Annotated in this window: 22 protein-coding genes and 1 tRNA gene; 16 read left to right on the forward strand and 7 right to left on the reverse strand. The window is 32.5% G+C overall.

From position 1 onward, the window contains the following. Positions 1-271 precede the first annotated feature (271 nt). Together asnS and rpoN are read left to right on the forward strand one after the other, a co-directional pair. Positions 272-1,708 carry an asparagine--tRNA ligase gene (gene asnS / locus QWY99_RS18515; protein ID WP_290267195.1) on the forward strand — a complete coding sequence of 479 codons (1,437 nt, stop codon included), beginning with the start codon at positions 272-274 and terminating at the stop codon, positions 1,706-1,708. A gap of 139 nt (positions 1,709-1,847) precedes the next feature. Further along, the gene (gene rpoN / locus QWY99_RS18520; protein WP_290267198.1) at positions 1,848-3,311 is read left to right on the forward strand and encodes an RNA polymerase factor sigma-54; all 1,464 of its coding nucleotides are present in this window, start codon (positions 1,848-1,850) and stop codon (positions 3,309-3,311) included. A 285-nt stretch (positions 3,312-3,596) separates the two neighbouring features. On the opposite strand, the gene QWY99_RS18525 is transcribed toward rpoN, so the two are convergent. Further along, positions 3,597-4,034, reverse strand: a complete 438-nt coding sequence (locus QWY99_RS18525) for a DUF8479 domain-containing protein (RefSeq protein ID WP_290267199.1) — start codon at positions 4,032-4,034, stop codon at positions 3,597-3,599. A gap of 51 nt (positions 4,035-4,085) precedes the next feature. Continuing rightward, on the reverse strand, positions 4,086-4,676 hold the full coding sequence (locus QWY99_RS18530; RefSeq protein ID WP_290268256.1) for a thymidine kinase: 591 nt from the start codon (positions 4,674-4,676) through the stop codon (positions 4,086-4,088). A 244-nt stretch (positions 4,677-4,920) separates the two neighbouring features. Here QWY99_RS18530 and QWY99_RS18535 point away from each other — a divergent pair, with 244 nt between their 5' ends. The 7 genes from QWY99_RS18535 to QWY99_RS18565 all read left to right on the forward strand — a co-directional run bounded on the left by QWY99_RS18535 (position 4,921) and on the right by QWY99_RS18565 (position 11,991). Beyond that, complete coding sequence (locus QWY99_RS18535) at positions 4,921-6,063, forward strand: DUF8457 domain-containing protein (protein WP_290267200.1); 1,143 nt, start codon at positions 4,921-4,923, stop codon at positions 6,061-6,063. A gap of 43 nt (positions 6,064-6,106) precedes the next feature. Next, positions 6,107-6,844 (forward strand): 16S rRNA (cytidine(1402)-2'-O)-methyltransferase, encoded by a 738-nt coding sequence (rsmI, locus tag QWY99_RS18540; protein WP_290267201.1) that lies wholly within the window; start codon positions 6,107-6,109, stop codon positions 6,842-6,844. Between the two features lie 110 nt (positions 6,845-6,954). After that, positions 6,955-7,299 carry a HopJ type III effector protein gene (locus QWY99_RS18545; protein ID WP_290267202.1) on the forward strand — a complete coding sequence of 115 codons (345 nt, stop codon included), beginning with the start codon at positions 6,955-6,957 and terminating at the stop codon, positions 7,297-7,299. Between the two features lie 259 nt (positions 7,300-7,558). Further along, on the forward strand, positions 7,559-9,247 hold the full coding sequence (recJ, locus tag QWY99_RS18550; RefSeq protein WP_290268258.1) for a single-stranded-DNA-specific exonuclease RecJ: 1,689 nt from the start codon (positions 7,559-7,561) through the stop codon (positions 9,245-9,247). 1 nt (position 9,248) lies between these two features. After that, positions 9,249-10,529 (forward strand): MFS transporter, encoded by a 1,281-nt coding sequence (locus QWY99_RS18555; RefSeq protein WP_290267203.1) that lies wholly within the window; start codon positions 9,249-9,251, stop codon positions 10,527-10,529. A 3-nt stretch (positions 10,530-10,532) separates the two neighbouring features. Then, positions 10,533-11,459, forward strand: coding sequence for an alpha/beta hydrolase (locus QWY99_RS18560; protein WP_290267204.1), 927 nt, complete (start codon positions 10,533-10,535; stop codon positions 11,457-11,459). Between the two features lie 175 nt (positions 11,460-11,634). Beyond that, entirely contained in the window at positions 11,635-11,991 is a 357-nt protein-coding gene (locus QWY99_RS18565; protein ID WP_290267205.1) for a PH domain-containing protein, read from the forward strand. Positions 11,992-12,080: 89 nt separating this feature from the next. Here the strand turns inward: QWY99_RS18565 and QWY99_RS18570 are convergent, their stop codons facing one another. Genes QWY99_RS18570 through QWY99_RS18585 form a run of 4 tightly spaced genes read right to left on the reverse strand, consistent with a single transcriptional unit; the run spans position 12,081 to position 14,289 of the window. Continuing rightward, the gene (locus QWY99_RS18570) at positions 12,081-12,839 is read right to left on the reverse strand and encodes a UDP-2,3-diacylglucosamine diphosphatase (RefSeq protein WP_290267206.1); all 759 of its coding nucleotides are present in this window, start codon (positions 12,837-12,839) and stop codon (positions 12,081-12,083) included. A 15-nt stretch (positions 12,840-12,854) separates the two neighbouring features. Continuing rightward, positions 12,855-13,307: a 6-pyruvoyl trahydropterin synthase family protein gene (locus QWY99_RS18575; protein ID WP_290267207.1), complete on the reverse strand. Its 453-nt coding sequence runs from the start codon at positions 13,305-13,307 to the stop codon at positions 12,855-12,857. Positions 13,308-13,339: 32 nt separating this feature from the next. After that, the gene (locus tag QWY99_RS18580; RefSeq protein ID WP_290267208.1) at positions 13,340-13,516 is read right to left on the reverse strand and encodes a hypothetical protein; all 177 of its coding nucleotides are present in this window, start codon (positions 13,514-13,516) and stop codon (positions 13,340-13,342) included. A gap of 5 nt (positions 13,517-13,521) precedes the next feature. Then, positions 13,522-14,289: an enoyl-CoA hydratase/isomerase family protein gene (locus tag QWY99_RS18585; RefSeq protein WP_290267210.1), complete on the reverse strand. Its 768-nt coding sequence runs from the start codon at positions 14,287-14,289 to the stop codon at positions 13,522-13,524. Positions 14,290-14,395: 106 nt separating this feature from the next. Here QWY99_RS18585 and QWY99_RS18590 point away from each other — a divergent pair. The 3 genes from QWY99_RS18590 to QWY99_RS18600 all read left to right on the forward strand — a co-directional run bounded on the left by QWY99_RS18590 (position 14,396) and on the right by QWY99_RS18600 (position 16,821). Then, a tRNA-Ala gene (locus QWY99_RS18590) sits at positions 14,396-14,469 on the forward strand. 281 nt (positions 14,470-14,750) lie between these two features. Continuing rightward, entirely contained in the window at positions 14,751-15,302 is a 552-nt protein-coding gene (locus QWY99_RS18595; RefSeq protein ID WP_290267211.1) for an NfeD family protein, read from the forward strand. Positions 15,303-15,312: 10 nt separating this feature from the next. Further along, positions 15,313-16,821 carry a flotillin family protein gene (locus tag QWY99_RS18600; protein ID WP_290267212.1) on the forward strand — a complete coding sequence of 503 codons (1,509 nt, stop codon included), beginning with the start codon at positions 15,313-15,315 and terminating at the stop codon, positions 16,819-16,821. 567 nt (positions 16,822-17,388) lie between these two features. Here the strand turns inward: QWY99_RS18600 and QWY99_RS18605 are convergent. Continuing rightward, complete coding sequence (locus QWY99_RS18605; RefSeq protein WP_290267213.1) at positions 17,389-17,676, reverse strand: hypothetical protein; 288 nt, start codon at positions 17,674-17,676, stop codon at positions 17,389-17,391. A 342-nt stretch (positions 17,677-18,018) separates the two neighbouring features. Here QWY99_RS18605 and QWY99_RS18610 point away from each other — a divergent pair, with 342 nt between their 5' ends. The 4 genes from QWY99_RS18610 to QWY99_RS18625 all read left to right on the forward strand — a co-directional run bounded on the left by QWY99_RS18610 (position 18,019) and on the right by QWY99_RS18625 (position 22,396). After that, complete coding sequence (locus QWY99_RS18610; protein WP_290267214.1) at positions 18,019-19,458, forward strand: hypothetical protein; 1,440 nt, start codon at positions 18,019-18,021, stop codon at positions 19,456-19,458. A gap of 2 nt (positions 19,459-19,460) precedes the next feature. Further along, positions 19,461-19,934, forward strand: coding sequence for a hypothetical protein (locus QWY99_RS18615; protein ID WP_290267215.1), 474 nt, complete (start codon positions 19,461-19,463; stop codon positions 19,932-19,934). A 442-nt stretch (positions 19,935-20,376) separates the two neighbouring features. Next, positions 20,377-21,516 carry a hypothetical protein gene (locus tag QWY99_RS18620; protein WP_290267216.1) on the forward strand — a complete coding sequence of 380 codons (1,140 nt, stop codon included), beginning with the start codon at positions 20,377-20,379 and terminating at the stop codon, positions 21,514-21,516. 76 nt (positions 21,517-21,592) lie between these two features. Next, positions 21,593-22,396, forward strand: a complete 804-nt coding sequence (locus tag QWY99_RS18625) for a hypothetical protein (protein ID WP_290267217.1) — start codon at positions 21,593-21,595, stop codon at positions 22,394-22,396. Positions 22,397-22,409: the final 13 nt, after the last annotated feature.

A 22,409-nucleotide genomic window follows, 5' to 3' on the forward strand; every position in this document is an offset into this window, starting at 1 on the left:
TTAATTCCTGTTTTTTCTAACCATCCCTATATTTAACTTAATAACTTATGGATTTTATTCAAATTGATCTCGCTTAGCCCTGATAGCAGCGACATCCTTTCTGTTTTTTCTTTAAAAACAGAAAGATACAGCGAATAGCAGGACAGGAGTTGAAAGAATTCATAAGGTAAATAGCTCCTTACTTAACAACTCTTTATGGCATTTACAAACATTTCGATTATATTTGCAATTCGATTGAAAGACAATTTTTAATATCAATTTTATACTTAAAATGAAACATACTAAAGTTAAAGACTTACTAAGCGGTACAAAGACACTTCAGGAAGTAAATGCAAAAGGTTGGGTGAGAACATTTAGAAACAATCAATTTATTGCGCTTAATGACGGGTCTACCATTAATAATATACAATGTGTTGTTGATTTTGAGAATACACCAGATGAAACTTTAAAAAGAGTTACTACTGGTGCTGCAGTTTCGGTAACTGGAACTTTAATTGAAAGTAAAGGTGCTGGTCAGAATGTTGAAATTCAAGTTACAAAACTAGAAATATTAGGAGATTCGGATGCTGAAAAATTCCCGATACAACCAAAAAACAAACCTAGCTTAGACTTCTTACGTGAAAACGCACATTTACGTGTACGTACAAATATGTTTGGAGCAATTATGCGTGTGCGTTCGGTATTATCATATGCTGTACATAGCTATTTTCAAGAAAAAGGTTTTGTATATGTAAATACACCAATCATAACGGGTTCTGATGCTGAAGGTGCTGGAGAAATGTTTAAAGTTACTGCTTTGCCTTTTGACAACACGCCAAGAACTGAAGATGGAAAAGTAAATTATAAAGAAGACTTCTTTGAAAAAGAAACAAACTTAACCGTTTCTGGACAATTAGAAGGAGAGACTTATGCAATGGCATTGGGTCAGATTTATACTTTTGGACCAACTTTTAGAGCTGAAAATTCAAATACTTCTCGCCATTTGGCTGAATTTTGGATGATTGAGCCAGAAGTTGCTTTTAATGACTTGAATGACAATATGGATTTGGCTGAAGATTTTATTCAGTACGTAATTAAATATGCGTTAGACAAATGTCAGGATGATTTGAAATTCTTAGAAACTAGATTACTAGACGAAGAGAAATCAAAACCACAAGCTGAAAGAAGCGAAATGGCTTTATTGGATAAATTAAACTTCGTATTAGAGAACAACTTTAAGCGTGTTTCTTATACGGAAGCAATTGATATTTTAAGAGAATCAACTCCAAATAAAAAGAAAAAATTCAACTATATCATTAACGAATGGGGAGCTGATTTACAATCAGAACACGAGCGTTACTTGGTTGAAAAACATTTTAAATGTCCAGTAATCTTGTTTGATTACCCAGCAAACATTAAAGCGTTTTACATGCGTTTAAATGAAGATGGAAAAACTGTTCGCGCAATGGATATCCTTTTCCCTGGAATTGGAGAAATTGTTGGTGGTTCTGAAAGAGAAGAGCGTTATGATGTTTTAATTGAAAAAATGAAAGCATTAGAAATTGACGAAGAAGAATTATCATGGTATTTAGATACTAGACGATTTGGTTCGGCAACGCACTCAGGATTCGGTTTAGGATTTGAGCGTTTGGTATTATTCGTAACTGGAATGACAAACATACGTGACGTAATTCCTTTCCCAAGAACTCCTGGAAATGCAGAATTTTAGTCGAAGCCACTAAGCCCCTGAGACACAAAGGTGCTAAGTTTTTAAAACTAAAAACAAAAGATTTTTAATTCGAATTTAATTCGTAAAATATAAAGATACTCAGTGCCTTATCGCCTGAGTATCTTAGTTACTTTTTTTTATGCTAAAGCAATTTTTAAATTTAAAATTATCTCAAAAATTATCTCCACAGCAAATTCAGCTGATGAAGTTAATTCAATTGCCTACGCAAGCATTTGAACAACGTTTATTAGAAGAAATGAACGAAAATCCAGCTCTCGAAGCCGGAAAAGAAGAGGAGTACGAAGCAGATGAATTTTCGAATGAAGAATACGATGATTATGACGATGCCGAATCAGACAGAATCGAAGCTGACGATATTAACATTGACGAATATTTAAGCGACGACGATACTCCAGATTACAAAACACAAGCTAATAATTATAGTGATGACGATCAAGAGCGTGAAACTCCATTTGCATCACCTGTTAGTTTTCATCAAGATTTAATCAATCAATTAAATACTTTTATCTTAACCGATGAAGAACGCGAAATAGCCGAATTCCTTGTTGGAAGCATCGATGATATGGGATACATACGAAGAAGTATTCCAGACATTGTAGATGATATGGCGTTTACGCAAGGTATTTATACCGATGAAGCAATGGTAGAAAAAATGCTACACGTAATTCATGAACTAGAACCTTCGGGAGTTGGAGCACGTGACCTACAAGAATGTTTATTACTACAATTAAAACACAGAACTCCAACAGAAGATGTAGAATTGGCTATCGATATTATCGAAAATCAATTTGACGCTTTTACCAAAAAGCACTACGATAAACTGTTACAGAAATACAATGTTTCGAATGAGCAACTTAAAAAAGCTGTTCACGAAATAGAACGATTGAATCCAAAGCCAGGAGGCGCATTTACAGGAAACAATAAAGTTACCGAGAATGTAGTTCCCGATTTTGCAATACGCATTGTTGATGGAGAGCTTGAATTAACCTTAAATGGTAGAAACGCTCCATCCCTTCACGTTTCCAAAGATTATCAGGAAATGATGCAGACGTACAAAGATTCTAGAGATAAATCGACAGCACAAAAAGATGCGGTACAATTTATAAAACAAAAGCTAGATTCGGCTAAATGGTTCATAGATGCTATTCGTCAGCGTCAGGAAACATTATACGTAACCATGAATGCGATTATGCATTATCAACAAGAGTATTTCCTTGATGGTGATGAAACCAAGCTAAAACCGATGATCCTTAAAGACATCGCTGATATGGTTGGTTTAGATATTTCGACTATTTCTCGTGTAGCTAATAGCAAATACGTAGAAACTCCTTATGGAACAAAACTGATCAAAGAATTTTTCTCAGAAGCGATGAAAAATGATCAAGGTGAAGATGTTTCGACTTTAGAAATCAAGAAGATTTTACAAAATACAATTGAAGAAGAAGACAAAAGAAAACCACTTCCAGACGATCAACTTGCCGAAATTCTAAAGGAAAAAGGATATCCTATTGCCCGAAGAACTATTGCAAAATATAGAGAACAACTTGATATTCCTGTAGCAAGAATGCGTAAAAAAATGTAATTCTTAACATTTTAAAACATAATAAAACCCGACAAGTTCTTGAACCTGCCGGGTTTGTTTTTATAAAAAATATCCGTTGTATAAATATTTTAACACATAGAAACATAGCTTAACAAAACCTAAAAAAGACGTTTCACTTAAAATAAATCACATAGCTATGCGAAAAAAATATTTTTCTAAAATCAACTTTGATTATTAATCCTATTCCGATAGCTATCGGAACTATCTCTCTATGTGTTAATTAAATGCCATTTTTACGAATTGTATCCACACGTTAAGAAACTCTTATTTATACTGACTCGGAAGTACTGTAACTTTAAATAAGAATACTTTCTTTTTGTCATTATAGCTGTAAACCAAAGTGAAATCATTTTCTCTAAAAACTTGAAGACCAGGATTTTCTTTAGCAGTACTCAACAAACTTTTTTCGATTTCTTCGTGTATAACCGGAACATCAGCCGTTTGTTTTTCAACATTTAACAATGTTAAATTATACTGAACAACTTTATCTTCATGCAAACTTACACTGTCTAATCGAATTCCTTCTTGAATTGTTAACGGGCAATTTTTATTATACTTACCAACCAATTCAGTCACCTCCGTTTTTACTTCGTCGGCACTTTCATAAAAATAAAACTGAAATAATCCCACCAAAACAAGTGCAACACCAATTGTAACTAGTAACCAAATATTCTGTTTCCTTTTACTTTCTTTTTCCTGCATTGCTTCTTTATGGTTTTAAATATTATCTCAGAATTATCAGAAGAAAACAATCTATTTTTCCTGATTTTTTTTCATTGCATTGTAATATGCCGCACGACTTAACGGCTCATATTCTTCGGTTTCACCAAGCATAACCAATTTATCATTATCTGTCTTACGGAAACTATAATTAGCTAGATTTCCTGTTCTTGTACAAACCGCATGTACTTTGGTTACATATTCTGCCGTTGCCATAAGTCCTGGCATTGGTCCAAACGGATTTCCTTTAAAATCCATATCTAATCCTGCAACAATTACACGAATTCCCTGATTGGCAAGATCATTACATACCGTAATAATTTCGTCATCAAAAAATTGAGCTTCGTCTATACCAATAACGTCGCAACCTTGTGCAAGGATAGCGATATTGGCCGCTGCAGGAACTGGTGTCGAACGGATTTCGTTAGAATCATGCGACACAACCATTTCTTCATGATAGCGCGTATCAATAGACGGTTTAAAAATTTCGATTTTTTGCTTAGCAAATTGAGCGCGTTTTAATCTGCGGATTAACTCTTCGGTTTTACCCGAAAACATTGACCCACAAATAACTTCAATCCAACCAAACTGTTCTTTGTGATTTACTGTATTTTCGAGAAACATTTTGTATTTTTCTACCTTTAAAAATGAATAGTTTTCATTACTTTGTGCAAGTAATAAATCAACATAAAAACTCAATACTTTTTACGTTTTTCAAAAGTAGAAAATTTTTATCAAATCGAAGATTCAAGAGCACTTATTTAAATAAATAAAAAGAATATTGCACAATGTTTCTTTCATTTTTTGATTTTACCCAAAAGAATACACATTAATAAATATGCCTAACACATTGTAATTTTCAAACGTTATGAAAAAAAAATTGGAAGCCGATTTAATCAGCATTGCACATCGAATCTTAAAAATTAAAAACAAGTCCGATATCAATCAATTATATCTTGAAACGCAGAAATTATATGAAAAATTAGCGGTTTTAAAGTTTATTGATGAAAATTTTGAAGAAACTAAACCAACTATTGGTCGTGGCCAAATAGATGCTACAATTGAAACTGCATTTGAAAAGGAAGAAGTAATTCAACCCGAAAAAGCTATTGTAATTGAAGAACCAATTGCAGAAGAGGAAGTAATTGTAAACGAAGTTCCTGAAACTCCTATCGAAGAAACTCCTGAACCAATTGTAACTGAAGTAATCGAAAGCAAGACTGGAGAAATAATTGCAGCAACAGTTCTAGAAATTCCAGAACCTATACAAGAGACTCTTGAGCCAATTGAAAATGAGGTAATCGAAAGTAAAACGGAAGAAATTATTTCAGAAATAGCTGAAGAAACTCACGAAACTATTCAAGAGATCTCTGAGCCAATTGTAAATGAAGAAATTGAAAACAAACCTGAGGAAATAATTGAAGAAATAGTTGAAGAAACTTCTGAAAAAAATATTTTTGACGAACCAATTAGAGAAGAAAAAGTGGCAGAAGTTGTTGCTGAAGCTCCAATTGTTAACTTCACTCCTTCATTCGATTTTACTCCAGATACAAAAGAGGAAACTCCAGAGAAATCGGATGTTGTTCATATTTCGTTTGAAGATTTAATGGGTATTGATTATAGCAACGCACAGTTTGTAAAAGTAGATAGTTTTGAAGCAGTACCTTCTGCTCCAACTCCTCCTGCTCCTACAGAATTTAAAGAAAAGAAGAAAGAAGTAGTTACAGCAACAACAGCTGTTCTAGAAGAATCTAAGCCTGTTTCTTTAAACGAAAAACTTTCTAAAGGATTTCATATTGATCTTAACGACCGTATTGCATTTACAAAACATCTTTTTGGAAACAGTCCAGAAGATTACAATCGTGTTTTAAACCAATTAATCACATTTGATAGCTTTGATGAAGCCAATGATTTTCTTGAAAGCATGGTGAAACCAGATTATAACAACTGGGATGGAAAAGACGAATATGCACAACGTTTTACAGATATTATCGAGAAGAAATTCTCATAAATTATAGTTTAAAAATTTTATCACAACCGAATACCGATTACGTATGTCTAAATTATATATTGTTCCCACGCCTATTGGCAACCTAGAAGACATGACTTTTCGAGCCATTCGTATTCTTAAAGAAGTAGATTTAATTTTGGCCGAAGACACTCGTACAAGTGGCAAACTCTTAAAACATTTTGAGATTGGTACACATATGTACAGCCATCATATGCATAACGAGCACAAGACTACCGAGAATTTAATCTCAAGATTAAAAGCGGGAGAAACCATTGCTTTGATTTCGGATGCGGGAACTCCTGCAATATCAGATCCCGGTTTTTTACTTACACGTGCTTGTGTTGAAAATAAAATTGAGGTAGAATGTTTACCTGGTGCAACAGCTTTCGTTCCCGCTTTAGTCAATAGTGGATTACCAAATGACAAATTTGTTTTTGAAGGTTTCTTACCTGATAAGAAAGGAAGACAAACGCGTTATTTGGCTCTTGCAGAAGAAACCAGAACAATGATTCTATATGTATCTCCGCATAAATTAGTAAAAACATTGGCTGAATTCATCACTTATTTTGGTGAAGACAGACAAGTTTGTGTATGCAGAGAGTTATCAAAATTACACGAAGAAAACGTTCGAGGAACTGCTCAAGAAGTATTAGCCCATTTTGAAAAAACAGCACCTCGCGGAGAAATTGTCGTAGTCGTTGCCGGAAAAACAATAATTAAAGAACCTAAGAAAAGTAAATTTTCTAAGGATGAAAAAGAAGAAGAAGAAGAAGAGAACTAATATTTATTGCTATCACAGATTAAAAAGTGAATAATTTACATTTTCAAAAAATCATTTAATCTGTGGCAAAAAAAATCATCTGCAAAGCAGGTGTCAATAAAGCTTAAACTATGTCAACACAAGCCTTTTTAGAAAAACTAAAACAGAATCCAAAATCAATAGCTTTTCCTGAAACTATTGCAGTAATCGAAGAAAATTACACGTTTACTCCAACTGCCTTCCAAAACGGAACCCAACATAATGCAGCAGGTGAAAACTCAGGTTCTTGTAAATTATTTGCTTTCGCGAAAGCACAAAACCTTACTCAAGAAGAAACTTTAGCTTGTTTCGGTGCTTATTACTTCGAAGAAGTTTTAGGAGATCCAAATGGAACAAACCACCAAAACATTCGTAATTTCATTAACACTGGTTGGGATGGAATTAAGTTTGAAGGTGAAGCTTTGGAACAGAAATAAATTATTTTACTGTCAGGTTGAGCGGAGTCGAAACCCCGAAAAGAATCTCTCCCGAGGCTTCGGAACCTTCAGCTTGACAAAGTTAAAACCAAATATTTGTGTCACAGATTTTACAGTTTAAAAAATTATTTAATCTGCGGCATTAAAAATTAAAAAAGTCTTTTCAAAAAAGTAGGAATCTCGACTCCGCTCGATTTGACAAAATATGATTTTTGATTTTCAGAAATCTATAATCACCATTCTAAAATATAAGATTAAAATGCGTTGGACATTAAAATCAAAACCTTCTGAAGAAAAAATCAACCATTTGGCACAAGCCTTAAATGTTGAAGACTTTGTAGCAACACTTTTAATCCAACGTGGCATTGAAACTTTTGAAGATGCCAAGAATTTCTTTCGCCCTTCATTAGAGCATTTACACGATCCCTATCTGATGAAAGATATGGACAAGGCTGTTTCCCGAATCGAACAAGCAATTGCTAATCAAGAAAATATTCTTGTATTTGGTGATTATGATGTCGATGGTACAACTGCTGTTTCATTAGTTTCTTCGTACTTAAAATCACATTATCCAAATGTCGCAACTTACATTCCAGATCGTTATGCCGAAGGATACGGAGTTTCATTTATGGGAATTGATTTTGCCGATGATAATGGATTCTCGCTCATTATTGCACTAGATTGTGGTATAAAATCTATTGATCATGTCGCTTACGCAAAAGAACGAAATATCGATTTTATTATTTGTGATCACCACCGCCCTGGTGACACTCTTCCTGATGCAGTTGCCGTTTTAGACCCAAAAAGAGAGGATTGTTTTTATCCTTATGATGAGTTATGCGGTTGCGGTGTAGGTTTTAAATTAATTCAGGCACTGGGAACAAATCGCAATGAAACTATTGAAGATTTAACTCCATACTTAGATCTGGTTGCAACTGCAATTGCTGCGGATATTGTACCTATGACTGGCGAAAACAGAGTTTTGGCTTATTATGGCTTACAAGTTATCAATAGCAATCCAAGACCTGGAATCAAAGCGTTGGTTCACCAAGTAAAGAAAAAAACACTTGATATTACTGATGTTGTTTTTATCATAGCGCCAAGAATTAATGCAGCGGGGCGCATTAAACATGGTAATCATGCTGTAGAATTGTTAACCGAATTCAACTTTGAACAAGCGCAACAATTTGCATCAGAAATAGAAAAATACAATGCCGATCGAAAAGATCTGGATAAACAAATTACCAAAGAGGCTTTTCAACAAATTGAAAAAAATCAAGAACAAAACCGATTTTCAACTGTCGTTTTTCAAGAAGATTGGCACAAAGGAGTTATTGGTATTGTGGCTTCTAGATTAATCGAAACCTATTATCGTCCGACTCTTGTTTTTACAAAAAGTGGTGATAAATATGCTGCTTCGGCTCGTTCTGTAAAAGGCTTTGATGTATATAATGCACTTGATGCTTGCTCTTCACATTTAGAGCAATTTGGAGGACATATGTATGCAGCAGGAATGACTTTGAAAGAAGAAAATTATCCTTCGTTTAAAGAGGCCTTTGAGAAACAAGTAGAAAAAACTATTCTACCCGAAATGTTAACTCCCGAAATTGAAATTGATGCCGAAATTAACTTCACGGATATTACTCCGAAATTAATTCGAATTTTAAAACAATTTGAACCTTTTGGCCCGCTCAATATGACTCCTGTTTTTATGACCAAAAACATAAAAGATACTGGTTACGCCAAAGCAATGGGAGCAGATGAAGACCACCTTAAAGTTTTTGTAAAGCAAAACAACTCCGAAGGAATCGCAGCTATTGGATTTGGCTTAGGCAAAAAATTAGACATAACAACACATCAAAAACCATTTCAAGCTGTTTATAGCTTCTCTGAAAACGAATGGAATGGTACAATTTCTACGCAGCTAATGTTAAAAGACATCCAGTAAGATGACAGATAAAATCAAAAAAAACGATCCATATGCAGCGTTACGCTACAAAGAGTTTAATGTTTTTTTAGTATTACGTTTTGCCATGGTTTTTGCATGGTCAATGCAATTTATCGTTATCGAGTGGGAAGTATATAGCTTAACCAAAAATCCCCTTTCATTAGGAATTATTGGCTTAATGGAAGTAATTCCAGCAGTTTCAATGGCTTTATTTGCAGGTCATATTGTAGATCAGAAGGAAAAAAAGGGACTATTAGTAAAATGCATTCTAGGCTTTTCAGTAATTAGTTTTGGCTTATTTTTATTGACGTGGCCAAAAGTAGTAGGTGATTTTTCTAAAGACACCATTTTGTACTCTATTTACTTTTTAGTTTTCTTAGGCGGATTGGTAAGAGCTTTTCTAGGCCCTACAATATTCTCTTTTTTATCATTAATTGTTCCTAAAAAACTATATCCAAATGCTGCTACTTGGAGTAGCTCGGTTTGGCAAGTAGGTTCCGTTTTAGGCCCCGCTATTGCAGGATTCTCAATAAACTACATTGGAGTTCATTGGTCTATGTGTTCTGTTTTTGCCTGTTCTCTATTTGCTTTAATTGCATTATCTCAAATTAGTAAAAAACCTATTTTAAATCCTAAAATTGGTGAGCCAGTTATGGAAAGTTTAAAAGAAGGTATCCGATTTGTATTTAACAACAAAACCATCTTAGGTGTATTATCACTGGATATGGTTGCCGTTCTTTTTGGTGGAGCTGTTGCCTTATTGCCCATATTTGCCCAAGACATTTTAAAAGTTGGCCCCGAAGGTTTCGGTATATTACGAGCCGCTCCTGCTGTAGGCGCTTTTATCACAATGCTAATTTCAGCTTATGTCCCTTTGTATAGAAAAGCTGGAATGAAACTTTTGACTGCCATTTTTGTTTTCGGACTTTGTATTATCGTATTCGGTGTATCAACCATTTTTTGGCTTTCGGTTGTAGCTTTATTTTTAAGTGGTGTTGCCGATGGTATTTCGGTTGTTATACGACAAACTATTTTACAACTAAAAACTCCAGATCATATGCGTGGTCGTGTAGCCGCTGTTAACTCAATGTTTGTAGGTTCTTCTAATGAATTGGGAGCTTTTGAAAGTGGCCTAACTGCTAGACTAATGGGAACTGTTACCTCGGTTGTTTTTGGCGGAAGTATGACCCTTTTAACCGTTTTAGGTTTCGGAATAAAATCTCCTACTTTTAGAAATCTTGATTTGCAAAAAGATATGGAAGACCACCAAAACATGAATTAACAAATGAAAAATATTTTCTTATTCTGTTTACTATTTTTTACATTTTTAGCAAGTAGTCAAACGCTTTATATAAAAACATACGGAAACAAGAAGGACACTCCAATTATATTTATTCATGGCGGACCAAGTGGTAACGCAACTCTTTTTGAAGGTAGTAACACTGCCAAAGAACTCTCTAAAAAAGGGTTTTATGTAATTGTTTATGACCGTCGTGGCGAAGGGAGATCTGTAGATTCTAATGCAACATTTACTTATAATGAAGCCTTCAAGGATATAAACACTATTTATAAAACATACAACTTAAAAAAAGCAACGTTACTTGCACACAGCTTTGGTGGCTTAGTTGCTACGCTTTATTCTGAAAAATATCCTGAAAAAATAAATGCGCTTATTCTTGCAGGTGCACTGTTTTCTCAACAAAAAACATACAATCACATTTTAGATTCTGTTAAAAAAATCTACATTCAAAATAATGATTTGGTTATGCTTGATAAGGTTGCTCAGGTAGAAAAACTTGATAAAAGTACTACCGAATATAGAAAAGAATGTTTTGAACTGGCTGGAAAAAACAATTTCTTTAAAATACCTAATCCAACAACAGAATCCATTGCATTATACCATCAGTATGAAATAAGTGATTTTTACAAAACTAATATCAGAAATAAAAACGCACCGCTCTTATTTTATAAGAACGAAAAGCAAAATAATATCGACACAAAGTCTATTTTAAAAAAATTAAAAGCCAAAGGATTATCTATTTATGCTATATATGGAAATCAAGATGGCATTTTCTCTGTTTCAGAAATTGATGCTTTAAAAAATATTGTAGGGAAACAAAATTTTGTAGCTATAGAAAACTGCTCTCATTATCTATTCGTAGATCAACAGAAAAAATTCCTTAAAAGTCTAGAAAACTGGCTTAAAACCTAATGCTTCCACTTTATTCAAATCACATGAGCGGTATAAGTTCATGTTAAAGAGGAACATCGATTAACTATCTAAATTTAGCTTACTTATTTCGTTAACAAAATTTAAGCTTTTTTATGATTTTTTTATTTAGAATTGATATAAATAATATTTATATTTGTTTCTATAATAGATGACCATGAGAGAAATAGAACAAATATATCATAACGACTTTGGAATTTCATTTTATTGGAAGAGCCATAACGAAACTCTTTTTGACAAAATTCAATTGATTTTTAAAGAAACTGGATTTTACTTTTCTGTTTCCGAATTAAAAGATTTTGATGATTTGATTGAGGATAGCTTAATGGCAAATGCCTGTTGTGATGAATGTGCCTTAAAGAATAAATGCAATAAGTTTTTACTGAAAACGCCTTGTTCTCAGATAGATTTGGCTGTTTCTATGGAAGAATTAAAGGCAATTGAAGATTTAGTAAAGGGTTCTTTATTTAAAATTCAACTAGAAGAATATGTTTACGGGGTTGGTTTAAACTAAAACTAGCTCGTTTCGTTTTAGCAGAAACCTTACTATGATGTAAATATATCTGGAGTAGTTCCAAAATATATTTACATCATGAAAAGTGTTTATTTTTCGAATTTCTTGAGTTCAAATGTTTCTCCATCAAAAACTCCGTAAGTGAAATATCCAATCCAATCGCCAAGATTTACATAATTAGAATCTTGACCTACAGGAAGAATCATAGGCAAATGACGGTGTCCAAAAACGAAGTAATTATAATGTTTCGTTTCCAATTTACGTTTGGCATACAATACCAACCATTCATTTTCTTCACCTAAAAATTTGACATCTTCATCACCAGAAATCAACTTATTTTTTACAGATAAATATTGTGCTAATTTCACACCAATATCAGGATGAAGCCATCTAAAAATCCATTTTGAGAATGGATTTGTAAAGACTTTTTTCATTCTTTTATACCCTTTATCACCAGGACCTTTTCCATCACCATGTCCTATAAGAAATGTTTTTTCTCCAAAAGTAAATTCCATATTATCATGATAAACAGGAATATTAAGTTCTGTTTGAAAGTAATCATTCATCCATAAATCATGATTCCCTACAAAGAAATATACAGGAATACCGCTATCACGAATTTCAGCTAGTTTACCTAAAACTCGGATAAATCCCTTAGGAACAACCGTTTTGTATTCGAACCAAAAATCGAATAGATCGCCTAATAAAAAAATAGCCTCAGCATCTTTTTTTACCTCATCTAGCCACGCAACAAATTTTTGTTCTCTAGGAAAACTTAATTCAGGTGTAGGTGCTCCAAAATGTTGATCGGAAGCAAAATAAACTTTTTTATTATTGGGTAATTGCATGAAAATATATTTCGATTACAAATTATCGCTTGCGTACCATTCTGCAAATGATGATTCTGTTTCTTGAAGTTTTAAAGAGAAAAGAGAAATATTTGTTGGCAATCTTTTGACAATTCTTGCAGAAAAATCAACAACCATATTCTCACTTGTAGGCTGATAATCAACTAAAATAACATGGTGACCACGGTTTTTTAGTTCATTTGCTAATTCAATATGCGGTGTTGTTTCATTAAAAACCGTAGCATGATCAAACTGATCTACGATTTCTTCTTTTATAATTTTCTTTAGATCCGAAAAATCAATTACCATTCCGTACTTTACGTTATTACGATCAGTAATTGGCGAACCAATAACTGTTACAGAAAGCTTATAACTATGTCCGTGAACATTTTTACATTTTCCATCATAACCATAAAGTGCGTGCCCTGTTTCGAAACTAAATTGTTTTGTTATTCTGATATTACTCATCGAGTTGTATTTTAGGTTGCAAATTTACTAAATTAAAAACCGTTTTTGTCTCTTTTTTTAGCTCTGTTATACATCCAGTAGGCTACTCCAACCAAAATAACGAATGGAATAAACGAACCAATCACTACTCCAATTTGATAAGCACCATCGGGAGCAGTCTTCATTTTCTCTGCAACATCTACTTGCTGAAGGAATAAAACAACATTCATATTAATTATTTTTTAAATTGTAATAAAGCAGATTTTGTAAAATCTGACAAAACTAATTTACCTGAAATCTGAGCGCGTTCCAAAAGTAACGAGCCCCAATTTTCAGTTCCTTGCCAGATAATTTTTTTCATTTCTAATAATGCTTCTGGATTGTAACTTGCCAATTTCAATGCAAAATGAGACAATTCTTTGTCCAATTCCACTTCGTTTTCCAATACTTTTGCAAAAAGCCCTTTATGGTTTGCCCAAGTTGCCGATTTCCATTCGTGAGCAGCAAGTGTCAGCTCTACCATTGCCGTTTTCCCAATCTTTTTAGAAACAGCAGGTTCAATAACAAAAGGTCCAATTCCGATCGCTAATTCGGAGAGTTTCACAGCACTCTCTTGTGTAGCAAAAGCATAATCACAAGCAGCGGCAATACCAACTCCTCCCCCAACTGATTTACCATGAATACGTCCAATAATTAATTTTGAACAATTTCTCATGGCATTGATAACATGTGCAAACCCAGAAAAGAACGCTGCTCCTTGCTCTTCATTTTCAACTGCCAGAAGTTCATCAAAAGAAGCACCAGCACAAAAAGCACCATTGCCCTCACTTTTTAAAATGATTACTGTAACAGCCGAATTTTTACTCAAACTGTCAATTTCAGCAGTTAGTTTATTTAGCAAAATTCTAGGAAAAGAATTACTCGCAGGATGATAAAAAGCAACTGTTGCTATATTATTTTGTATTATGGTATGAAGGGAACCGTATTGATTTTCTGAACTCATAAAAAATAGATTTGATTGTAAAGTTACAATTTTGGTAACTATTTTAAGGTGATGCCTTTTGAAATTTGCTTTTTGGTAATTAAATGACTTTATTTGCTATCAAATCGGGGGATTAGCTCATTTGGCTAGAGTGCTTGCCTGGCAGGCAAGAGGTGATCGGTTCGAATCCGATATTCTCCACGTTTAAAATCAAGCACTTATAGAAATATAGGTGCTTTTTTTATTAAATGAATATTATACTTTTCATAAAGGAACAAGCATCAAAAAACGCTACCCCATTCCATTAGCAATTCTCCCTCCTTAGCTTCCTTTTTTAGTAATCGTAATCATACTATATACACACAACTTTCTATATTAAAATCTTATTTTGGTTGCTATTTAGTAAAACTTTTTTTACTTTCCCCAAAAATAGCAAATACTAATTATTATCTATTTAATAAAAACCAAAAGCACTTACATCTATGGAAATATTAGAAAATTTAGACCCGTTGCTCCGAGCATTTTGGTTTATCGCCATACCTACAAGTTTAATTTTTACCATTCAGACCATTTTGACGTTTATCGGTATTGACTCATTTGATGGAGTGGATTTTGAATTTGACTCCCACAACTCATTTCATCCATTTTCTTTAAGAAACTTAATTAATTTTCTTCTAGGTTTTAGCTGGACAGGAATTTCTTTTTATTCAACTATCTCCAATCGAATTTTACTTGTGGTGCTAGCATTAGCAGTTGGAATTATATTTGTTGTTTTGTTTTTCCTTATTATTAAACAGCTTCAAAAATTAACGGAAGACAATACTTTTAAAATTACAAATACATTAAACAAAACTGCCGAAGTTTACCTAACAATTCCAGAAAACAAAAAAGGAAAAGGTAAAATTATGATTAGTGTAAATGGTTCTTTTCATGAATTAGAAGCAATGACTGAAAACAATACAATACCATCAGGTTCGACAGTAAAAGTAGTAAGAATAGAAAACGATAACATTCTAATAGTAGAAATAATTTAACCCAATTAATATGACGCCTATAATTATCATTGCCGTTGCAGCCGTAGTTTTGTTTGCAACTATCTCCGCCTTAATATCAAGATACAAACGTTGCCCATCTGACAAAATTTTAGTCATTTACGGAAGAACTGGTGGTACATCTGCTAAATGTATCCATGGTGGTGGTGCTTTTATCTGGCCAGTAATTCAAGATTATGCATTCTTAGATTTAAAGCCTTTATCAATCGAGGCGAACTTAACTAATGCATTAAGTCGCCAGAACATAAGAGTTGATGTTCCATGTCGTTTTACAATTGCTATTTCTACCGAAGCGGATAGCATGAATACGGCGGCAGAAAGACTTTTAGGATTATCATCTGAACAAATTCAAGAATTAGCAAAAGATATTCTATTTGGTCAATTACGTTTAGTAATTGCTACAATGACAATCGAAGAGATCAACTCTGATCGTGATAAGTTTCTTGACAATATTTCGAAAAATGTTGATAGTGAATTAAAGAAGATTGGTTTAAAATTAATCAACGTAAACGTTACTGACATTAAAGATGAATCAGGTTATATTGAAGCATTAGGAAAAGAAGCTGCCGCAAAAGCAATTAACGAAGCTAAAATTAGTGTTGCTGAACAAGAAAAAATAGGAGAAACAGGAAAGGCGCTTGCAGACAGAGAAAAAGACACTCAAATTGCAGAAACCCATAGAGATAGAGATGTTAAAATTGCAATTACACAAAAAGATAGAGAAATCAGTATTGCTACTGCTGCAAAAGACGAAACAATTGGTAAAGCAGAAGCCGAAAGAGATACAAGAGTAAAAACATCCGAAGCAAACGCAATTGCTATTGAGGGAGAAAATCAAGCAAGAATTGCTATTGCAAATTCTGAAGCACTTCGTAGAGAAAAAGAAGCAGAATCATTGCGTATCGCAATTACTGCAGAAAAGGTACAACAAGCAAAAGCGCTAGAAGAATCATACGTAGCAGAACAAATAGCCGAATTAGCACGTTCAGAAAGAGAACGCTCTACACAAATTGCAAATATTGTAGTTCCAGCTGAAATAGCTAAGCAAAGAGCAATTATTGAAGCACAAGCTGCTGCAGAAACAATAAGAGAAAATGCAAAAGGAGAAGCAGATGCTATTTTTGCAAAAATGGAAGCCGAAGCAAAAGGGCTTTTTGAAATTTTAACTAAACAAGCTGAAGGATATAAAGAAGTAGTTGCTGCGGCTGGTGGAGATCCAAGTAAGGCATTCCAATTACTTTTATTAGAGAAACTTCCGGAATTAGTAAGCATACAGGTTGAAGCTGTTAAAAACATTAAAATCGACAAAATTACTGTTTGGGATTCTGGTAGCGGACAAAATGAGAATGGGAATTCATCTACTGCAAACTTCGTTTCAGGAATGATGAAAACCGTTCCTCCTCTTAATGATTTATTTAATATGGCTGGATTAAACCTTCCAACCTATTTAAAAGGAACTGATAGCCCTGATGAACAGATTATCAAACAGCAGGAAGAGTAAAAAACATTTAAATACTTAAAAATAGGGTTCAGCTTTAGTAAAAGCTGAACCCTATTTCATTATAAGCACTTCAGTAACCTTACAATCCATAAATTTCTAATTCTTAATAAAATCTTGATGTTATTATTTTTCAAGAACTCTTTCTAAAGAACATTCCTATCAATAAAAAAATCACCCTAAAATAGTTCCACTAATCTACAAATATTACATTCTAGTTAACAATCATTTAAAACTACAAAAGACATTATATTTTAAAATAATAAACATAAACTTACAATTAAATGTTAAATATTTTTATACGTAAGAAAAAACACTGTATATTTGCAACAGCAATTTAGTTAATGCTAAAAAATTTTGCAAACAGCAATAAAATTAAAGACAATTAAACATTTGTTTTTTACCTAAAATTTTCATTTTTAAATATTTCTGAATTAGTAAGTAGAGATTACAAACATTAAAGATGTTCTTGATAAAAAAAGCAAATGCTAAACCGTAATCAATTTTGAATAAGCGATTACGGTTTTTATTTTAGTACAGACAGTCCATTTAAACGATCTTTATTTTGAATTATAAAAATATCTTAATTAATCCGTAAAGAATCCAGTAAACTAAAATCCCACTTATAATTTTTACAATAATATTAATCCCTGAAATACTTTCCTCATTCAACTTATTTTTGTTGTATAAAACCGAAGAAAAAAAATAATTAAGACTCATTATGGTTAATGTAAAAGCAATAAAATGCATAATGGAAAAGGTTTTAGAATTAAAAACAGCATCTGATAAATCATTAGTTTTATAATATTTATCTGTAAATAAATTAGCTTTTTCGTTAACTAAAAGAGGGCTCTCCATTAAATGTAAAATAAAATAGTCGAAAAAAAATAAGAACATTAAAATAGTGATGTATAAATAAATGCAACTGAAAGAAAACCAAACCCTAAAACCAAAGAAAAAAGTAGTAACTCCTAGCGCTAATAAATTATCCTTTTTAAGAATAATTATGCATGTTACTAGCAAGAACCAAAAAAATACAAAACCTTAAATTTCAGCACTTAAAAATCAAACGACGCAAATGTGTCGTTCCCTCTTGCTTACGATTATGTAAAACACTTTTTTATGATACCCCTTGTTTACATAAAATTCATGTTTAATTAAGTAAAAAAAATCTTATACTGCAAACATGAAATCATAAACATGAAAAAAAATATTTCTAGATTTTTAAATTATAGCTGGTCTTTTCTTGTTCTTTTTATTTTTATTTGCTCCTGTAGCACTGAAGAAACTGCATTAAATCAAACCTTAGATGTTCAAACTTGGTTTAAAAAGTATGAAGCTGAAAGCCCAAATTTTAATCTATTTCAAAATTTAGAATACAATTGGAATCAAGCCAAAATAACAACCTCAGAAGATGGGACTGAAACCATTATTGTTCCTATCGTTGAACGCAAAAGAAATTCATCAGAAATTTGGAAACAAAATTTGTATCTTTATAAGATAAGTGAAAATAATTATGAAGCATTAATCTTTGAGATATTTCCCGATAAAAACTCAAAAAATAGTAGTCAATCAATAGATGGTGGCGATTTTAATGGATACATTAGCTCTTGGGATTTGAAAAATGGTTTTATAAAAGCGGCTCAATTTGAGAACAATAAAGTTGTTCAAGAAGGAATAGTAGCAATGGTATCATCTGCCAGTTACAATGAACAAAGCAAAATGGTAGCCAACCCTTGTTCTCTTTGTCTTGATGAAGAAGAGCCCAAAGGAGGAGGAGGAAGTAGTAGTTCTCCTGCTATACCGCTTAGAGATGTTGTAATTACGTCTCCATCATCACCACCATCGTTTCCCCCTATGACCTATATCCCGCGTGGCCCCTCATATGGAGGTGTCACTAATCCGTCTGAATATACAAATCCTCCTCGTGGCGGCGGAGGTAGTAGTGGTGGAGGCGTTACAGCACCAACACCTGTACAAATCATCGATGCACTGACAGGAAAAGCAAAATGTATTTATGAAAAATTAAAAAGCTCTAGTACTGGGTTTGAAAATGCAATTAAAAAATTTGATGGAGAATTTACATTAAATGATTTAAAATTAACAATTAATAATAAACTAGATGCAAATGTTTATGGGATTACAATTCCACCTGTTAATTATGTTACAGAAATTCAGCTAGATAACACTAAACTAGAAACTTTATCCGATTTAGGAAACGCAATAGTGTTTGCGCACGAAATTATTCATGCCGAGATATACAGAAAAATGCTTTCTGCTGCTCAACATGGAAACTTGGATGATCAGACGATGAATACTCAGCAACAAATTGCCTATGTGAATTCTTTAAAAGACAATTTTCCTGGTTTATACGATTATTATTACAAAAGATTCAAAGCTACTTGGAATCACGAAATGATGGCTAATCATTATAGAGGAGCCATTGCAGATATCATTCAACAATTTGATAATAATAGATTGCCACGTTTAACGTACGAAAAGATTGCCTGGGTAGGCTTAGGGAAATTAGAGAAAAATGTTACGTCTATTGCTTGGGATAACTTATCAGCTATCGAAAAAGAATCAGTTACTAAATTAATTAACGAGCACTTTTATAAAGGGCCTTCAAACTGTAAATAATCATGAAAAAGAAGATTTGTCTAATAATACTATTAGCGATTAATTTCATAATAAATGCTCAAAAGAAAGAAAGTGATTATTTTACTTTCTATAAAGGAGGAGGTAAATATTTAAAACCTTTAAAGTATGTATTATTTATCCCAAAAGAGGGTAATGTAAAAACAGAAGAAGGTAGAAAAAAAATTTTTAAGATAGGATCAGAGAGATTTGTCTTTGATAAAGACAAACATAAAGTTGATACATCTTCTGTTAGATTTTTAAATAATATAAAATTAGAAAAGACTACTAAGCTTAGAGATAATGAGGTTGTTTTTTATAAAAATGAAATTAAAAAAACTGAAATTTATAAAAAATCTGGATTCTCATATCCTTTTCCAATTACTAAAGTTCATCCATATTTTAAAATTTATCTTTTAGAAAAAACGGATATGAAATTAATAAAATATGAGGTGGATTGGGAATATTCAGATTTTTAAAAACCATTAATAAGGAATAAAAATAAAACAACGCAAATACGTCGTTCCCTCTTGCTTACGATTATGTAAAAACACCTTTTTATAACACCCCTTGTTTACATAAAATTTATATTTAATTAAATAAAAAAAATCTTATATTTCAAACACAAAATCATAAACATAAAAAAAATATTTCTAGATTTTTAAATATAGCTGGTCTTTTCTTGTTCTTTTTATTTTTATTTGCTCCTGTAGCACTGAAGAAACTGCATCAAATCAAACCTTAGATGTTCAAACTTGGTTTGAAAAGTACGAAGCTGAAAGCCCAAATTTTAATCTATTTCAAAATTTAGAATACAATTGGAATCAAGCCAAAATAACAACCTCAGAAGATGGGACTGAAACCATTATTGTTCCTATCGTTGAACGCAAAAGAAATTCATCAGAAATTTGGAAACAAAATTTGTATCTTTATAAGACAAGTGAAAATAATTATGAAGCATTAATCTTTGAGATATTTCCCGATAAAAACTCAAAAAATAGTAGTCAATCAATAGATGGTGGCGATTTTAATGGATACATTAGCTCTTGGGATTTGAAAAATGGTTTTATAAAAGCGGCTCAATTTGAGAACAATAAAATTGTTCAAGAAGGGTTAATAGCAATGTTATCATCAGCCAATAACAATGAACAAAGCAAAATGATAGCTGACCCCTGTTATTATTGCCCTGATGAAGAAGAACCAACAGGTGGTAGTGGTGGTTTTCCTGGTACACCACTTAGAGATGTTGTAATTACGTCTCCATCATCACCACCATCGTTTCCCCCTATGACCTATATCCCGCGTGGCCCCTCATATGGAGGTGTGACTAATCCGTCTGAATATACAAATCCTCCTCGTGGCGGCGGAGGTAGTAGTGGTGGAGGCGTTACAGCGCCTGTGCAAATTATTGATGCACTTACGGAAAAAGCAAAGTGTCTGAATGCTTTATTAAATAAAAACGGAAATTCTTTTGTGCAAAAAATATTATCTAATTTTGTTGGTAAATCTGAATTCGATATTAAAATTGTTTCTAAAGATAAAGTGTTTTCAGATGAAACAAAAACTAAAGAACTTAATGGTAGAACACTTCCTCCAATTAATAAAACAATAACTATAGAAATAAGTATAGCCAAGACAAACGAAAATTCTGCACTTGATGCTGCTAGAACAATTTTGCACGAATATATACATGCAGATATTTTTAGAAAATTAAACACTACAACAGGGACTAATCAAGAAAAGTTGGATTTTAAAACAACATACGAAGCTTATGGAAATCAACACAATACTATTGCTTCAATGTATCTAAATAGCATGAGAGAAGCTTTAAAAGAATTTCATAAAAATGTGCTTACTGATGACTATAATAAATACATTAATTATTATGGAGAGGTACCAAGTGATGCTTTTTATGAGGCGTTGGCTTGGGGAGGTTTAAGAGATAACAACGTAAAAGCTTGGACAGATTTATCAGCTGATAAGAAAGCAGCAATAGAGAAGCTTGCCAGTAGAGTTCCACTTTTAAGTAAATTAGTTCCTTGTCCACAACAAAACAATTAAAGAAGGTTGTGAATTTAGGAAAATGTATTGGAATCTCAATCTAATTTAAGTTATTGCCTTATAAAATCACTCAACTATGAAAAAATATATTTCACTTTTTATATTAATACTTTTTTCTATTTCTGGCCTAAAAGCACAGGAAAGAAAAAAAGACACTCTTTTTTTTAATATAGATAAATATTATACCATATCACCCACAATAACTCCAAATCTTTCAAAGCAAATTTACGCTGAAAGGATAGAATTTGAAAAGGAACAGATGAAGCATACTAAAACAAATGGTTATATATTTTTTGTTGGGGATGGTTTCTTAACAAAAGATTTAAAGCCGAAAAAAATCCTATCAATAAAGAAGTATATTGAAAATCGGAAGTTCTATTTTGATGGAAAACATAACGAAATGGTAGACAAATGGAAGCTGAAAGATTCGTTGACTGAGAAGTACATAATATACTTTGTAAATGGGAATGAATTTATCCAACCTAGATATTTAGAATATTATTCTTATTATCCAATTGGTAAAGGAGAAAATGCTGTTAACAATAAAATAAAGGATACTCTTTATTTTAAATTAGATAATAGTTACGTGTATCGACCAAAAGATGAATCAAAAACTTTTTTACTTAAAGATGGGCATGATACAACTAATGGGGGGATTTATTTTGAAACAATTAGAATATTAAATGGTTTAAAACCCAAAGAAATATTTAGTCTAGAAAAATTTGTACGTTCGTCAAAGTTTTATGATGATAACAAAAAAGTAAAATTAAATGATTATGAACTTTATGGATATTTTAATAATTATGTTTTAGTCCTGGTTGAGGAAGCTTTTGGGCAAAAGAAATATGTTGAAGTAGAACCAATGTATGCTATTGAATAATTGCTAATTATGA

Origin of the sequence: Flavobacterium branchiarum, assembly GCF_030409845.1 — a bacterium.
Lineage (GTDB): Bacteria > Bacteroidota > Bacteroidia > Flavobacteriales > Flavobacteriaceae > Flavobacterium > Flavobacterium branchiarum.

Excerpts from the sequence above, each read along its gene's own strand:
- asnS (WP_290267195.1), top strand. The coding sequence starts at position 272 with ATGAAACATACTAAAGTTAAAGACTTACTAAGCGGTACAAAGACACTT.
- rpoN (WP_290267198.1), top strand. The coding sequence starts at position 1,848 with ATGCTAAAGCAATTTTTAAATTTAAAATTATCTCAAAAATTATCTCCA.
- QWY99_RS18525 (WP_290267199.1), bottom strand. The coding sequence starts at position 4,034 with ATGCAGGAAAAAGAAAGTAAAAGGAAACAGAATATTTGGTTACTAGTT.
- QWY99_RS18530 (WP_290268256.1), bottom strand. The coding sequence starts at position 4,676 with ATGTTTCTCGAAAATACAGTAAATCACAAAGAACAGTTTGGTTGGATT.
- QWY99_RS18535 (WP_290267200.1), top strand. The coding sequence starts at position 4,921 with ATGAAAAAAAAATTGGAAGCCGATTTAATCAGCATTGCACATCGAATC.
- rsmI (WP_290267201.1), top strand. The coding sequence starts at position 6,107 with ATGTCTAAATTATATATTGTTCCCACGCCTATTGGCAACCTAGAAGAC.
- QWY99_RS18545 (WP_290267202.1), top strand. The coding sequence starts at position 6,955 with ATGTCAACACAAGCCTTTTTAGAAAAACTAAAACAGAATCCAAAATCA.
- recJ (WP_290268258.1), top strand. The coding sequence starts at position 7,559 with ATGCGTTGGACATTAAAATCAAAACCTTCTGAAGAAAAAATCAACCAT.
- QWY99_RS18555 (WP_290267203.1), top strand. The coding sequence starts at position 9,249 with ATGACAGATAAAATCAAAAAAAACGATCCATATGCAGCGTTACGCTAC.
- QWY99_RS18560 (WP_290267204.1), top strand. The coding sequence starts at position 10,533 with ATGAAAAATATTTTCTTATTCTGTTTACTATTTTTTACATTTTTAGCA.
- QWY99_RS18565 (WP_290267205.1), top strand. The coding sequence starts at position 11,635 with ATGAGAGAAATAGAACAAATATATCATAACGACTTTGGAATTTCATTT.
- QWY99_RS18570 (WP_290267206.1), bottom strand. The coding sequence starts at position 12,839 with ATGCAATTACCCAATAATAAAAAAGTTTATTTTGCTTCCGATCAACAT.
- QWY99_RS18575 (WP_290267207.1), bottom strand. The coding sequence starts at position 13,307 with ATGAGTAATATCAGAATAACAAAACAATTTAGTTTCGAAACAGGGCAC.
- QWY99_RS18580 (WP_290267208.1), bottom strand. The coding sequence starts at position 13,516 with ATGAATGTTGTTTTATTCCTTCAGCAAGTAGATGTTGCAGAGAAAATG.
- QWY99_RS18585 (WP_290267210.1), bottom strand. The coding sequence starts at position 14,289 with ATGAGTTCAGAAAATCAATACGGTTCCCTTCATACCATAATACAAAAT.
- QWY99_RS18595 (WP_290267211.1), top strand. The coding sequence starts at position 14,751 with ATGGAAATATTAGAAAATTTAGACCCGTTGCTCCGAGCATTTTGGTTT.
- QWY99_RS18600 (WP_290267212.1), top strand. The coding sequence starts at position 15,313 with ATGACGCCTATAATTATCATTGCCGTTGCAGCCGTAGTTTTGTTTGCA.
- QWY99_RS18605 (WP_290267213.1), bottom strand. The coding sequence starts at position 17,676 with ATGGAGAGCCCTCTTTTAGTTAACGAAAAAGCTAATTTATTTACAGAT.
- QWY99_RS18610 (WP_290267214.1), top strand. The coding sequence starts at position 18,019 with ATGAAAAAAAATATTTCTAGATTTTTAAATTATAGCTGGTCTTTTCTT.
- QWY99_RS18615 (WP_290267215.1), top strand. The coding sequence starts at position 19,461 with ATGAAAAAGAAGATTTGTCTAATAATACTATTAGCGATTAATTTCATA.
- QWY99_RS18625 (WP_290267217.1), top strand. The coding sequence starts at position 21,593 with ATGAAAAAATATATTTCACTTTTTATATTAATACTTTTTTCTATTTCT.